General features: G+C 68.3%; 12 protein-coding genes and 1 pseudogene. 7 read left to right on the top strand and 6 right to left on the bottom strand.

Going from position 1 to position 14,112, the window contains the following annotated elements; all coding sequences use genetic code 11:
• Positions 1–119: transposase (locus ACWDA7_RS42735; RefSeq protein ID WP_450611394.1), on the bottom strand; the 119-nt coding region annotated here is incomplete at its 3' end.
• An 89-nt stretch (positions 120–208) separates the two neighbouring features.
• Complete coding sequence (locus ACWDA7_RS42730; RefSeq protein ID WP_450612229.1) at positions 209–1,801, bottom strand: hypothetical protein; 1,593 nt, start codon at positions 1,799–1,801, stop codon at positions 209–211.
• A gap of 488 nt (positions 1,802–2,289) precedes the next feature.
• On the opposite strand from ACWDA7_RS42730, the gene ACWDA7_RS42725 reads away from it, so the two are divergent.
• Positions 2,290–2,721, top strand: coding sequence for a YrdB family protein (locus tag ACWDA7_RS42725; RefSeq protein WP_450612228.1), 432 nt, complete (start codon positions 2,290–2,292; stop codon positions 2,719–2,721).
• Positions 2,722–2,935: 214 nt separating this feature from the next.
• Here ACWDA7_RS42725 and ACWDA7_RS42720 read toward each other — a convergent pair whose 3' ends face one another.
• On the bottom strand, positions 2,936–3,214 hold the full coding sequence (locus ACWDA7_RS42720; protein WP_450612226.1) for a hypothetical protein: 279 nt from the start codon (positions 3,212–3,214) through the stop codon (positions 2,936–2,938).
• Between the two features lie 585 nt (positions 3,215–3,799).
• On the opposite strand from ACWDA7_RS42720, the gene ACWDA7_RS42715 reads away from it, so the two are divergent.
• From ACWDA7_RS42715 to ACWDA7_RS42705, 3 genes are all read left to right on the top strand, one after another.
• Entirely contained in the window at positions 3,800–4,117 is a 318-nt protein-coding gene (locus tag ACWDA7_RS42715) for a hypothetical protein (RefSeq protein ID WP_450612224.1), read from the top strand.
• Positions 4,118–4,447: 330 nt separating this feature from the next.
• Complete coding sequence (locus tag ACWDA7_RS42710) at positions 4,448–5,920, top strand: aminotransferase class I/II-fold pyridoxal phosphate-dependent enzyme (protein ID WP_450612222.1); 1,473 nt, start codon at positions 4,448–4,450, stop codon at positions 5,918–5,920.
• A gap of 729 nt (positions 5,921–6,649) precedes the next feature.
• The gene (locus tag ACWDA7_RS42705) at positions 6,650–7,210 is read left to right on the top strand and encodes a hemerythrin domain-containing protein (RefSeq protein WP_450612231.1); all 561 of its coding nucleotides are present in this window, start codon (positions 6,650–6,652) and stop codon (positions 7,208–7,210) included.
• A gap of 340 nt (positions 7,211–7,550) precedes the next feature.
• Here ACWDA7_RS42705 and ACWDA7_RS42700 read toward each other — a convergent pair whose 3' ends face one another.
• Positions 7,551–8,543 carry an SDR family NAD(P)-dependent oxidoreductase gene (locus tag ACWDA7_RS42700; RefSeq protein ID WP_450612220.1) on the bottom strand — a complete coding sequence of 331 codons (993 nt, stop codon included), beginning with the start codon at positions 8,541–8,543 and terminating at the stop codon, positions 7,551–7,553.
• Positions 8,544–8,897: 354 nt separating this feature from the next.
• Between ACWDA7_RS42700 and ACWDA7_RS42695 the strand changes: the two genes are divergently transcribed.
• The 3 genes from ACWDA7_RS42695 to ACWDA7_RS42685 all read left to right on the top strand — a co-directional run bounded on the left by ACWDA7_RS42695 (position 8,898) and on the right by ACWDA7_RS42685 (position 10,812).
• Positions 8,898–9,599, top strand: coding sequence for a HemK2/MTQ2 family protein methyltransferase (locus tag ACWDA7_RS42695; RefSeq protein ID WP_450612219.1), 702 nt, complete (start codon positions 8,898–8,900; stop codon positions 9,597–9,599).
• Entirely contained in the window at positions 9,583–9,822 is a 240-nt protein-coding gene (locus ACWDA7_RS42690; RefSeq protein ID WP_450612217.1) for a CDGSH iron-sulfur domain-containing protein, read from the top strand. Before ACWDA7_RS42695 ends, ACWDA7_RS42690 begins: the two co-directional genes overlap by 17 nt.
• 117 nt (positions 9,823–9,939) lie before the next feature.
• Positions 9,940–10,812 (top strand): SDR family oxidoreductase, encoded by an 873-nt coding sequence (locus ACWDA7_RS42685; protein ID WP_450612216.1) that lies wholly within the window; start codon positions 9,940–9,942, stop codon positions 10,810–10,812.
• 74 nt (positions 10,813–10,886) lie between these two features.
• Here ACWDA7_RS42685 and ACWDA7_RS42680 read toward each other — a convergent pair whose 3' ends face one another.
• Together ACWDA7_RS42680 and ACWDA7_RS42675 are read right to left on the bottom strand one after the other, a co-directional pair.
• A complete protein-coding gene (locus ACWDA7_RS42680) occupies positions 10,887–11,537 on the bottom strand; it encodes a DUF2690 domain-containing protein (RefSeq protein WP_450612214.1) in 651 nt (216 codons plus the stop codon).
• A 187-nt stretch (positions 11,538–11,724) separates the two neighbouring features.
• Positions 11,725–14,112, bottom strand: a pseudogene (locus tag ACWDA7_RS42675) (peptidase S8); the annotation flags it as partial.

Raw genomic sequence — 14,112 nt, 5'->3', positions numbered from 1 at the left:
GTGCCCTCGTGCACGCCCAGGTCCCGCGCAACCTCCGCGGCCGGTTTCCCGGTCTCCATCACGATCCGTACCGCACCCTCACGAAACGGCGCGTCATACGACCGTCGCTTCCCACCCATGACCCTCAACTTCCCCTTCAGTCACACCTCCACGCTACGAGGGGAAGGTCACCCGGCGGTGGGGCCGGGGCTGAGACGACGGACGGGTGTCAGCGGACGTCGACGTAGTCGCCGATTGACGCGCTGTTGAGGTACGGGCTAGTGGCCGTGTAGTGGGAGCTCCAGGTGCCGTCCTGCGTGGCGGTGAAATGGACGGTGAACCTGCCGCTGGAGTCGGTCGTCACCGTCGCTCTGTAGGCGGGGGTCTTGGCGCCGTAGGCACGGAAGTAGACGCTCACGTGCTGCCCGGACAGGCCGGTCCATGTCGAACCTTTCAGGCGCTGCAGCACTCCGGTGACGGTGATGGTGCGCCCCTTGCGCACGGGCTCCGGCGAGGCGTTGAAGCCAGTGATGCGGGTGGCCGCACGGGTCAGGTGCACCACGGGGCTGGTGACCGCGGTGGCGTCCGCGCTGCCGGGGTAGAACAGGCGCAGGTAGCCGCTGGGGTGGCTCATCGTGTGCCACGTGTTGAAGGCGCCGGTGGCGTCGGGGGCGACAGTCGCCACGGTGGTCCAGCCGGTGTGGCCGTCAGTCGACTGCTGGAGCTGGACACGCCCGGTGGGGACGGGTCCCGTCGCGGCGCTGAGGAGGCCGGCGACCTTGACGGCGCCGCTTCCGGTGAAGGTGTGGTCAGTCCAGACGAGCTTGGACGAGTAGAGGCGGTGGAGGTCGGCCTGCGCGCTGCCCTGCTGGAGGTAGCCGAAGCCCCCGACGCTGGCTGTCCAACTGGTGTCGCCGGTGACCGTGGCGAGGGTCTCGCTGAACCTGCCGCCGGCGCTGAGCTCGTAGGCGTGGTCGCCGTTGGGGCCATGCAGGAGGACGTCGGTGTCCGGATTGCCGGCGGGGAGCGGCGTCCAAGCGCCCGACGTGCTGCTCAGGTACTGGGCGGTTCCGCCAACTGTGTAAGAACTGCCGTACACCGCAGTGGCCTTGGCCTTGTCGAAGACGATCCTGGTCGGATTGGGCGTCTTGGTGACGGTCACCGAGACCGTGTCGACGGTGTGCGAGTCCTGCTGCACCGCGTACACGTACACCCCGTTGTAGACGGGGCCGGTGGCGGTGAAGCTGCCGTCGGCCTGGACGTCGGCCGCGACCTCGTACGGGCCCGAGCCGCGCGTTCCCGCGAGGTAAACCTTGCTCTCGGTCCAGCCGGGGCTGGTCAGGCCGGTGGCCGGATCAAACGTGGAGACCGTCCCGGTGACGGTGACCTTCTGGTGGTCGAAGTCCACCGTGGTGCGGTCCAGCGAGACGCCGGCGAAGACCGGCAGGTCCTCGTAGCGGAGCTCGCCCTGGCCGAGGTAGGCCGGATGGTCACCATCGGCGTCGGCGAGGTCGACGGCCGCGTCGTAGACGCCGTGAGCGCCAAGTTGCAGGCGCTCGGAGCTGCGCCAGGTACCGTCCTGCGCTGAACCGGATACGAGGCTGAAGCCGGTGACGGTGGTCGTCGGCCGGTCGCCGGAGACGCGCAGTGTGAGCTGTGCGGTGATGGAGGCGGGGTCGATCGCGGAGTCGGAGACGGCGTGGAACTCAAGGTAACCGTCGTCGTCCCGGTTACCGCCGAGTGCGGATATGACGGGCCGTACGGGGTCGGCGGCGCCGGATGTGTCGGCTAGCGCCGGGCTCGCGGCGGCAAGGCTCGCCAAGCTGGCGATGAGAGCGAATGGTGCGATGAGAGGTCGACGCACGGTGACTCCGGGGTGGGCGGATAGCCGCACAGGTAGAACGACGCAGGTGGAGCGACGGAACCAGGCGGAAGGCCAAGGGTGCAGAGGGAAAACGGCCTACCTTAACCTGTGGGTTCGGGTGTCGACACGCGGGCCTCGGGCACGGGGATCGTCCGGGCCGCGAGGCACCTGTCTGCGTCGGCCCCCCGAACCAGCGACCGACCGTTTGAACCCACGGTGGCTCGCGACACGACGATTTTCAAGAGCGTTGTGGTTGCACTACCCCTGGGCCCGGTGACCTGCAGAAACGGCATACAACGCACCGAGAGTGCCTCGGCTGGCCCACACATGGCCCACAGAGGCTCTAATTCGCTCTGTTCGGGGGCTCTGGCCGCAGTTACGTGAAAGCGCACTCCACGCGTCGCCGCCCTGGCATGCTGGGAGTCCCGGGGCGCCGAGAGGACTCCATGCCAACACCGCCTAACGCGTTGGTCGTGCTAGATGAGCGGCGCTGGTATGCCGCCAACGAACTCCTGGCGTTTCTGCTCGAGCTTGCTGCTCTGGCGTGCCTGAGCTGGTGGGGATTCGCCGTCGGCGACGACGAGGCCCTTCGTATCCTGCTCGGCGTGGGAACGCCCCTGCTGGCGGTGGTGCTGTGGTCATTGTTCGCGGCACCGAAAGCGCGGCTGCGGCCGCCGCTGCCTCTCGTGCTCGCTGTCAAGGCGGTGGTGCTGGGTGGTGGAGCAGCGGCTGTGTACGGAGTCCGGCATCCCGTTGCCGCGGTAGCCATGGCGGTCATCGTGGTCGCGAACACAGCGGTGGCCGAGATCTTTCGCCGCAGGCCGCCCACCTCGCGCACAGGGCATGCGTCCGCGGCTGGCTCACCGGCTTCCGGCTGAGGATTCACGGATCTGCAGAGAGCCCCTCGGGGACGTCCAACACGCTTTCCAACTGTGTTGGTGGGGCCCGCGGCTGTATGCGGGGGCGTTCACCTGGGTTCATAGGCAGCCGGGCGTCGGCGCTGGGACGGCTTTGGGTCTCGTCTGTACGGCCATGAACGGCGCTGAATGAGACGGAAACTGAGACGGGCGCCGTCCAGCCGGTACCGTCGGGCTACAGGCCGCGCAGTGCCTCGTAGAGGTCGCCGTAGACGCTCCAGCAGGTGACGCTGCCGTCGTCGTTCAGGCTGCCCATATACCAGTCGTCGTCGTTGACGGCCTTCACCAGACAGAGTCCATGGAATCCCAAGACGATCTCGGGGTGGAGCTGCTCGCCTTGCGCCAGCCAGCCCATCACGACGGGATCGGTGCCGAGAGGTGTGGCCTGCCTGTCGCCAGAGACCTCGCGGATCTCCTCCAGCGTCCAACCTGCCGGTAGCTGTCTGCCTGCCATCCAATGATGATGACAGCCACGACAGGCGCCGAGTGGCCACGGCTCCTCAGAGCACCGCTTTAGGAGCGAGGTGGGGCGATCGCGGGCGCGACCTGGGGATTGCCTACTTCGGGCGGCGCGTGACGGCACACCCCCGGCGAACCCCGATTACCCGTGACTCCCCGTCCGTTCTGGCACGGGAGTGGCACGGTATTTGTGTCACCAGGACTCGGCCTGCATGTACAACATGATCACCTCTGCGAAGAACCAGATGCAGAACACTAGACATGCAAGCCACAGTCCCCATAAGACCCAGCGGGCCTCTCGTCGTATGCGCATGAGCGGATCATCTACCGTTGCGGTCCTGGCTCTGTTACCGGCCCCAGTCCTCCCATCACCCACTCCAAAGTTCCCTTCCATCGGCGTGCAGTTGACAACGGCGAGAGGTCGGCTCCGAGACTTGGGGCTGGAGCTGCCATGGGGCGAGTGATCATGGCCCCGTACGCTTCCTTCCGAGTTTCCAGCGCAATCGTCTCCACCCGCATATGCCACAAGAGGCGCGCGACAATGAAAGGGCACATCACATTCGACAGAAGGAGGAGTGTGATGGGCAAGGCAGCTGAGTACCCACAACAAGAGACGCACGCGGGCAACGGCCACGGTATGCACCTGCACATGCGCACCCTGCATCCTTCGGTGCCGATTCCGTATCTCAGCAAGGAGGAGATGACGAGCACGGCCCGAGCGGCGACGGCACGGCTGCCCGGTAATCCGCCCGTCGAAGATCTGGCATTCTACGGAGGACTTGTAGCGCTGGCCGTGGCGGGAGTTCTGGACTGGCCGGTCGCCCTCGCCGTCGGCGGCGCCACCTGGCTGCTGCGCAGCGGGCGGAAGGAGGAGCCCGAGGCAGGAGTCAGGCCGTAGGGCATCCTGGGCCGCTGCAGAGCGCCGAGTCGGTTCCGGGCACACGGAACGGCTTCCTTCTGCCGCCGCTGGCCAACCACTTCAGCCATTGTTTCGCCGCAGGGTCGCGGCCGAGTACCCAGCAATCGCGAAACACTCGCACGGACCGGACGGTGCAACCGATCGGATGTCGCGCGCCCGACAGCGCGGGGTTTGACGCGCCCCGTTCATGTCGTGTCCGTTCTGCGGAGAGTTCCCCGAAGCAGCCCTGCGACGCACACGGCCGTCGTCCACCACTCGCCTGGACGGACCACGGGACATGCCGGCCGTGTTTTCGGGAACGGCTCACACATGGGTCTGAACCACGATGAGGCGCCCGTCCTCGATGCCCTCGCCCGCTATCACGACGCAAACGAGCTGGGATTCACGCCGCCGGGGCACAAGCAGGCGCGCGGCGCGGACCCCCGCGCCCGGGCCGTTCTGGGGGACGCCGTGTTCTTCGGCGACGTCCTGGCCAACGGCGGGCTTGACGACCGTCTCACCCGTGCCCGCGTACTGGAGCGGGCCGAGGAGCTCATGGCCGACGCGGTACACGCCGACCACACGTTCTTCTCGACATGCGGCAGCTCCCTGTCGGTGAAAGCCGCCATGCTGGCGGTGACCTGTCCCCACCATCGGCTCCTCGTCGGGCGCGACGCGCACAAGTCGGTGGTCGCCGGGCTCATCCTGTCCGGTGTGGAGCCGGTGTGGGTGGAGCCCCAGTGGGACGCCGCCCGGCACATCGCCCATCCCCCGTCAGCGGCCGCCTACGACAAGGCGTTCACGGAGCATCCCGATGCCGACGGGGCCCTGGTCACCAGCCCGACCCCATACGGAGCCGCGGCCGACCTCACGGGCATCGCGGACGCCTGTCACCGTCGCGGCAAGCGGCTCATCGTGGACGAGGCGTGGGGAGCGCATCTGCCCTTCCACGACGGTCTGCCGTCGTGGGCCATGGACGCGGGCGCCGACATCTGTGTGACCAGCATCCACAAGATGGGCAGCGGGCTGGAGCAGGGCTCGGTGTTCCACCTCCAGGGTGACCTCATCGATCCCGCGGAGCTGGCCTCTCGTGCCGACCTGCTCGGCACGACGAGCCCGAACGTCCTGCTCTACGCCGGCATCGACGCCTGGCGCCGGCAGATGGTCCAGCAAGGCCGCGACCTCATCGGCCGAGCCTTGGAACTGGCCGCACGCACCCGCACCGCGATCGAGACGATCGACGGTTTCCACGTCAACGACGCGGCAGACTTCTGCGGCCCCGGCCGTGCCGCGGACTTCGACCCCCTGCCGGTCGTGATGGACATCAGCGAACTGGGCACCAGCGGCTATCGGGCAGCCGACTGGCTGCGGGAGAACCATCACATCGACGTCCACCTCTTCGACCACCGGCGCATCAGCGCCCAGCTCACCCACGCTGACGACGAGCAGACCACCGCACGCCTCCTCACGGCCCTGCGCGACCTGGCCGGCCACGCCGCCGGTCTGCGGGACGCTCCCCAGGTAGCCGTCCCGTCCCCGGCCGATCTGCGCATGGATCAGGCACGGCTGCCCCGCGACGCCTATTTCACGCGACATACGACCGTTCCCGTCACGGAGGCCTGCGGCAGGGTTGCCGCCGAGATGATCACCCCCTACCCTCCCGGCATCCCTGTCGTCCTGCCGGGTGAGCGTCTGACCGAGCCCGTGCTGGAATACCTGACCACGGGAGTCACGGCCGGAATGTTCCTGCCGGACGCGGCCGACAGACGGCTGGAAACCGTGCGCGTCGTCGCCGAAAGCTGATATGTGGCTCGGGGCACGGCCTCGTTCCAAGGGGCGCTGTCCCGCCGCTTCAGGGTGGCTTCACGTCCGGTGCGCCGACCCCGAGCGTCTCCCGTGAGGAGGCCACGCCTGGAGTGGTGCAGCGCAGTATGGCCGGTGGCCAGCTGGGCGCCTTCCTCCGGGAACGTGCCGTGGCGGCGGTGGCTGGTGTTGCACCACGGATGCGTGGCCTGCTGCCTTGGCGGCAGCCGCCAGTTCCTTCCGGCGTGAAATGAAGCCGGGCGGCGGCGTGGTGTAAAGCTTGTTGAGAGCGTCCTCCGCATCGTGGTGTTGATCTCTGCCGACCCTCTCGCTCTTCCGCTGCATGATCCTCATACTCCACCGAGTTGGACCCTGCACACTTCAAGTCCGCTCGCCGGGCAGTGCGCAGGCACACGGATTAGCTTCAGCGCTCGCATCGGGGGCGCTCGATGCCGCTGAACGTGCTCGGGCTGCAACCGCTCCGCTGCCTTCAGCAACTCCCGGGAATGACTGCTGGCCCGGCGTTACGGATGCTCGGACTGCTCTTCCGGCGGCACGCCGCCGCCCCATTCCTGCGTCGCTGTTCGGGCTGCTGGCCTGCGACCTCCGACGCATATTCGCGTCTGTTCAGGTGAGGCGAGTGCGTTGGGCCCCTCATGGATCCCTGGGACGGGGATCAGTGTCTGAGGGGCCGGACGGGCCTGCAGGACAAGCGAAGGGCGGATGACCATGGGGCACGGCGGGAATGTGATCGAGGAACTGATGGCCGACCACCGGGAGGTCGAAGAGATCTTCGCCAGAATCCAATCCACGACCAACGAAGGCCAGGAACTGCGCGATCTCGTCGACGAGGCCACCATCGAGCTGGTGCGCCACTTGGTCGCCGAGGAGCAGTACCTGTACCCGGCGGTACGCGAGCACGTCGAGGACGGCGACCGGATCGCGGACAAGGAGATCGCCGATCACAGCCGTATCGAGAAACTCCTCAAACAGCTGGAGAAGACAAAGGCCGATGACGAGCAGATGAGCCCGCTGCTGCAGCAGCTCATGGAAGAGGTAGCCGCCCACGTCGAGGACGAGGAGAACAACCTCTTCCCGATGCTGCGGCAGGCCTGCTCCTCCGAGACGCTCGGCGATCTCGGGGAGAAGGTCCGGCGCGCCAAGGCCCTGGCCCCCACTCGCCCGCACCCCGCCGCCCCCGACACTGCCCCCGCCAACAAGCTCCTCGCCCCCGGCGCCGGCCTGGTCGACCGGGCCCGAGACTTCGTCACCGGCCGCGGCAAATCCTGACCGGTCGGCCGTCCGGTGGACGCACCCCTGGAGGACGCCCCCAAGGCCTATGCAATGTTCCAGGCCAAGGAGGACGGCATGGTCAAGACGCTTCTCCACCGCGACAGCGCACGCGAACAGGCAGAACAGGCAGTACCTCGGCTCGGTCGGGAGATCGACCGTGGTGTGGTCACGGTGACCACCTTTTGGGCGGGCCGGGATGCGATGTACGCGGGTCTCGTCTCCGATCTGCGGGTGGTCGCGGGAATCGTGTGGGACGCCGAGTCCCCGATGAGGGGTCCGCGCAACCGGCGGAGCGCCGCGCCGGTGGAGGCGGGCTCCGTGTACCACTGGTTCGTGGTCACCGGCCGCCCTGCGCGGTGTACGGCAACTGGTTCAGCCGACGGGCCGCCCGATCGTTCAGGGCGCTCCCCCAGTCGCGCAGTCGCCGTGCCACCGGATGCGCCTTCCTGTCCGGGCCCGGTTCGACATCCCGTCCCTTGTGCAGGCCACGGCCCTCGCCCCGGTCCGGAGAGCGGGGCAGCGACCTGGCGGCCAACGCGCTCAGCCGGGTGGTCAGCGCGGGGGCCACGCCATGGGCGACACCGGCTGCCTTCGCCATGGGGGTCAGCACCATGCGGGTCCGACGCCGCTCCACGGCCGTCACGATGCGGTCGGCGGCACGGCGCGCGTCCATCGACACCAGAGGGCTGCCCGCGAGCGCCGAGAACCACGCGAACTCCGCGGCCTCGTCCCCGCCGAACTCCGCGGCCAGATGCGAACCGGTCCGCATCAGCCCGGGGTGGACGGCCGTCACACTCACGCCCTGGCTCCGCAGTTCCGCGTGCAGACCCTCGGCAAGGGCCGCGACGGCGGACTTGGCACACGAGTACGGTAGCAGGTGCGGCACCGCGAGCAGTCCGCCGACCGAGCCAATCAGCGCCAGTCGGCCGCCGCCCCGGCTGCGCCGCAGCCAGGGCAGGGCTTCGAGCGAGGTGTTGAGAGCGCCCACGTAGATGGTGTCCATGGCCGACCGGAACTCGTCGGCATCGATCGACTCCAGCGGCGCGACCTGGATGATGCCCGCATTCGCGATCACCACGTCGATCCCGCCGTATGCGTCGGCTGTGCCAGCCATCAGCGACTCGACCGCCGCAGGGTCAGTCACATCGCAGCGGACCTCCCGTACTCGTGCTCCGGGCCGCCCTCCGGTCAGGAAGTCCCGCGCGCGGCCGAGCTCCTCTTCGTCCCGGGCGGCGATCGTGACCGCGCAGCCGCGGATCAGCAACTGCTCGGCCAGCAGCAGCCCAAGACCGCGCGATCCGCCCGTGACCACCGCCGAGAGTCCTGTCATGGAGCCTTTGCGCGACCTGCACAGCAATGACGTCATGAAGATTCACCTTCTGCGCCCGTGGGTTGTGCCGCCGCATCCGCGAGTACCGCGAATGGCCCGGGTCGACACGGCGCTCTTGCACATCAGTCAGATCGGCAAGGACCAGGCAAGGCTTCTTCGACGTCTATCGCGCCAAGGTGCTTCCTCAGATCCCGCCGCTGACAGGATCCCTGCCGCCTCTCCCGCTGTGGCCGCCGACGAGCCGTATGTGCACGGATTGCGGAGGAGCATGGCAGCGGCGCAGGGTGGAGATCTGAGCCCGTGGGCGAAACCGTGTGGTGGGCTGCCCTCCGGCCCGGGAACGGAGGTGCCCTGATGGCGGAAACCGTCGTATGTCCGTGGCTGCCGCCGCTCGCGACTCCGCCAGGGGTGTACACGCCGCAGGCCGACACCTTCTTCCTGGCACGGGCCCTTCGCCGGGAGGGGCCTGGGCCGGGGATGGACGTCCTTGACCTGGGAACGGGCAATGGAACGCTGGCCGTTTACGCGGCACGACAGGGCGCCCGTGTCACCGCGACGGATATCACCTGGGGTGCCGTGATGACTGCGCGCCTGAATGCGTTGCGGGCGGGTCAGAGCCTGAATGTTCGCGTCGGAGACCTGCTGTCGCCGGTACAGGGCCGGAAGTTCGACCTGGTGGTCAGCAACCCGCCCTATGTTCCGTCCCCGGGGCTATCGACTCACCGCGCGCGCGATATCGGTCTCCACATCAAGGCAAGCGATGCCTGGGACGCCGGCCATGACGGGCGCGCGATCCTGGACCGTATCTGCGAGGAAGTGCCACAAGCCTTGCGGCCTGGCGGCGTCCTGCTGATGGTGCAGTCCGCACTGAGCGGAACCAACGCGACCCTGCGAAGGTTGTCCCGGGCCGGGCTGCGGGTCACCGTCAGCGACCGCATGCACACACCTTTCGGGCCGGTCCTGCTGTCACGACTTGCGTGGCTTCGCGACCGTCGGCTTCTCGCTCCGCATGAAGAGCTCGAAGAACTGGTGATCATTCGTGCCCAGCAAGCCTGATCGGCCCTGCCACATCATGCTGACCCAGGACGGGCCGCTGCTCGTGCCCGGCCCGGTGGAGGTCACTCTCGCCGACGGCACCGTGGCCGTGTCCAGTCGATTCGTCGTGGCGCTCTGCACCTGCCGACGCAGCGGCATCTACCCGTGGTGCGACACCAGCCACCGCCGCCGGACCGCCGGACCCCTCGCGGCACACCGCGAGAAGGGGGCGGGATCCTCGTGATCCCCGCCATCTTCCCAGCCGCACTCAGCGATGGTGTCCATGTTACGCACACGGCGGAGGATCACACGGCGCAGTGAACGTCCGCGCCATACCGGACACAGAAGGAGGAAACTCCCCGTGACCGAGGATCCCACCCGCAAGCATCCCCGCCCAGACTTCCCCCAGCAGGACCAGCAGCATCCCGGTTGGACCGGCCCCATGGACCCGCCACCTGACCACGGCGAGGACTCCTACCAGGGCAGCGCACAGCTCCAGGACCGCAAGGCATTGGTGACCGGAGGTGACTCCGGTATCGGACGGGCCGTTGCCCTTGCCTACGCCCGCGAAGGAGCCGACGTCCTGTTCACCTACCTGCCGGAAGAGGGCAGGGACGCGGCCGAGACCACCCGCCTCATCGAGGACGCGGGCCGCAAAGCAGTGGCGGTTGCCTGCGACATCCGTGAGGAAGAACAGTGCCGCCGCCTGGTGGAACGTGCCGTCGCCGAGTTTGGGCGCATCGACATCCTGGTCAACAACGCGGCCTACCAGATGTCTCAGCCCGAAGGGATCGAGTCGATCTCGACCGAGCAGCTCGACCGGGTCATCCGCACGAACCTGTACGGCATGTTCTGGTTGTGCAAGATGGCCCTGCCGCACATCAACGCGGGCGGCTCCATCATCAACTCGACCTCTGTGCAGGCGTACAAGCCGAGTCCACATCTGCTCGATTACGCCATGACCAAGGGCGCCATCGTGACCTTCACCCAGGGGCTCGCGCAAATGGTGGCCAAGGACGGCATCCGCGTCAACGCCGTCGCTCCCGGCCCGGTGTGGACCCCACTGATTCCGGCGACCATGCCCGACACCGTCGAGTTCGGCAAGCAGGCGCCGCTCGGCCGGCCCGCCCAGCCTGCCGAGATAGCACCAGCCTACGTATTTCTGGCCTCGCCGCGGGCAAGCTTCATCACCGCGGAGATCCTCAACGCCACCGGCGGTACCCCGCTGCCCTAACAGCTTCCAACGTAACAGCGCCCGGTGGAGTCCTGGTCGGCGACAAGGTCGTCCTCGAGTCCGACGTCCCACCATCAAGCAGGCCTAGCTCCTCCGCGCCACGCTACGTCATCCTCCACTGGCACTGTCAGGGGCAGCCGGCTGCATGCACGCAGTACGAGTGCGAGCGCCCAGGTGCCCGCTCTGTTCCACGTACGCCTCCACGTACACACACCCGGGACCAGTGGACAGGACGTTGCCCAGCTTCCCGGGAGCGTCTGATCTCCGCTGTACTGGGACGGAGCCGACGCCCGATCCGGGTCACGGTGAGCATCGATATGGGTGGTCCAGGTTCGGGACTCGGGTCCCTGCAGGTATCCCCACGCCGCCCTGCACGCCGGGGAGTACATCAGCAGGACGGACCCGTAAGTTCGCCCGTCGGGCCACTGAACCGGCTGCCAATCCAGCTGTTTGGCATCCGCCCGGCAGCCGTCGTCGTAAGGGTCGGTCCCGTCCCGCGCCGGGAGAGCCTTCGCCACCGTGCGGGAAGGCGCAGCGGGGTCACTCGCGGCGAGAACGGTAGCCCACGCCGCCGCCACCAGTGCGGCCGCAGCCGCCGTCGCCACCAGCCAGCGTCGTGGGCGGCCGGCAGACCGCGTTCCTCCGCCGGTTACGGCAACGGTGCCGGTGGCGGGGGGTCTCCCGGGCGACCGGCGCAGTCCGGAGCAGTGGAACCCGGCGCCCATCCGACGCGACACTCGGCCGCCAGCATGCCCGCCATCAGCCACGGAAAGCGAAACGGCCCACCGACTCCGTCAATGGACCGTCATGCAAGATCGAGGCTAAACACACCGCGGCGGGTGCTAGAGACCGCATGGCCCTGGCACCCGCCGCGGTTCGGTCGGGATGATCCGCGTCAGCGTTGCCTGCGGCTCACTCGGTGCCGCGATGAAGGTACGCGCGGTTCACGGTCTGCTGGACGCTGTTGCCGGCGGAGTCCGTCGCGGTCACCCGCAGCGTCACGTACGCGTCGCCGTGCACGTTCGACGGCCGCTCCACAGTTGCGGTGAACTGTCCGTCGCCGTCCTGCTGTTCGGTGCGGGTCGTGGTCCAGGTCTTCCCGTCGTCGTAGGACGCCTCGACCTTCAGCTTCACGCCGCGCGGCGCGGCCATGCCGTCCTGCATGCGGACGGTCAGACCGAGGGTGTGCGTGCGCCCTCGTCCCACCGCGTTCTGTGCGTCGACCGGCACGTCGTAGTCGAGCTGGAGCAGCGGCAGCAGAGTCGTCTCGGCCGCGGTGTCCGAGCGGAACGTCCACGAGGTGTGGGTGCCGGTGCCGAAGTGCCAGTCGTCCGAGACACGGGCCGTGGTCAGATCCAGCCGGTATGCGGCGTCGCCCGCGGGCACCTCGAAGTCGCCCCACGCGCCGTTGTCGGACGTGGCGATCTGCTCACCGTTGCGGTACAGCTCCGCCTTGGAGGTGTCGTTCACGGACGACACGCCAGGGCCACCGCCGATTCCGCCGAAGGGGTCGGCCTCCGCGAACGACCAGTGACCGGCGCCGGAGTCATTGAACTCGGGAATGAACACCGACAGGGTGTCGCCGTCACGCACCGATGACAGGCCCTTACCTCGCGGGATCGATGGGCGGACCACTGCTCCGAACCACCGCTCCGTGGTGCGCTGGCCGGGCTGGTAGGTGTGCGTGAGGTCGTGCATGCCGGCCGACAGCGGGAAGTCAACGTCGGGGACGATGTTGTGGTGCACGACGTGCTGCCACAACGTGTCTCCGGCGCTCACGTACTCGACGCGGTCCTGTCCCACCGGGACGTAGCGGCTGTACTGGTTCCACGCGGTGTCCTGGAACGGCCGCCAGGCGAAACGCTGCTCGCTCGCCCAGGCCGAGGCACCGGTGCGGGTGTACGTGCTGCGGACCTCCGCGGTGTTGCGGTCCGAGACGGTGTAGACCACCTGCTTGGGAATGGAGCCCTTCGAAACCTGCATCACGTCGTACAGATAGGGGCTGCGCACCGTGCCGGAGAACTCCACCGTCGTGGTGCCGTTCTTGATGCGGTCCAGCAGAGCCGACCCGATCTTGAAGGAGGTCTGCATGGCGGGCAGGGCCATCCGGTCACCGTTCGGCTGCCAGCGGGTCCAGTCGGAGGAACCCTCGGGCTCCACCAGCAGCAGCGCCTTGGCCCCCGCGGCCGCCGCGGCCTTGGCGACAGCCCATCGGTCGGACCAGTCGTCCTGAACGACGGCCAGCTTGCCGCGCGCCCCGCTGAAGTCGGGCGCCGCCGCCACGCCGGCGGCCACAGCCGTCAGCCGCGCGCCCTGGTCCCCGAAGACCGGGGAGTACGGCTCGTAGTACGGGGCGAACTGCTGTGAGCTGCCCGACACTTCCGCCCGCAGCTGCGGGGCCGTCATCTGCCATCGCGAGGAGAACTCGAAGGTACCGTCGGTGACCGGAGCAGTGGGGCTGACATAGAGCCGCTTGACGGTGTCGAAGGACAGCGAGCCCTCCACCAGGCCGTGCCCGTCGATCTGGCGGTAGAACGTGGTGCTGAGAACACCGTGCTGCTCCGCAGGGCGAGGCGTGCGGATCTGCACCTCGGTGGCCTTCGAAGCGTCCAGCGTCACCGTCATGTCCTTGGTGACCTTCACCTCGGGGTCGACGATCTTGCCCCGCTCTTCGCCGTCATCGGCCCGGTCGAAGAAGCCCGTGCTGAGGTAATACGTGCCCTCCTCCACGACGGCCACTCCCGCGTCACGGTCCGTGTAGTCCACGAACCCGTCGGGGCCCCAGATGTTCGCCAGCCAGCCAGGCCTGATCTGGCCGTTGCGGTCACGGTAGACCACGGTCAGCCGGTGCTGGGGGGCGTGCACCACGAGGGAGACGGTGGTGTGGGCGAGCACGGTGCCGTCGGCGGACTTCGCGGTGACGTATCCGTAGAACTTGCCGCGGACCGCGTGCGTCGCGTCGGTGCGCAGCGGCACGTCGGCGGTGGCACCGGGCGCCAGTTGCACGGTGCTGGAGCCAGTGCTGACCACCCCGTCGGGGATGGCCCGCCCGGCCTCGGTGGCCAGGTTCACGGCCAGGGAGAGAGTGAGCGGATGATCGCCGGTGTTGGTGTAGCGGAGAGTGGCGGCCGGCTGCTGCCCCTGCGTGCCACCGCTGGTCAGCGGGGCGAGGGTGACCGAGCCGGTGGCCATGACCGGGCCCATGCGCTCGACCAGCTGACGTTGCAGCGCCAAGGTGGCGGTCGCCACGACGACGGGCTCCCCGTGGGCGAGCGCGGGCACCAGATAGCCCAGGGACTT

It is taken from the genome of Streptomyces sp. NPDC001156 (assembly GCF_053598275.1).
Note: the sequence above shows the minus strand (reverse complement) of the source record. Positions and strands in the feature narration are given on the sequence as shown.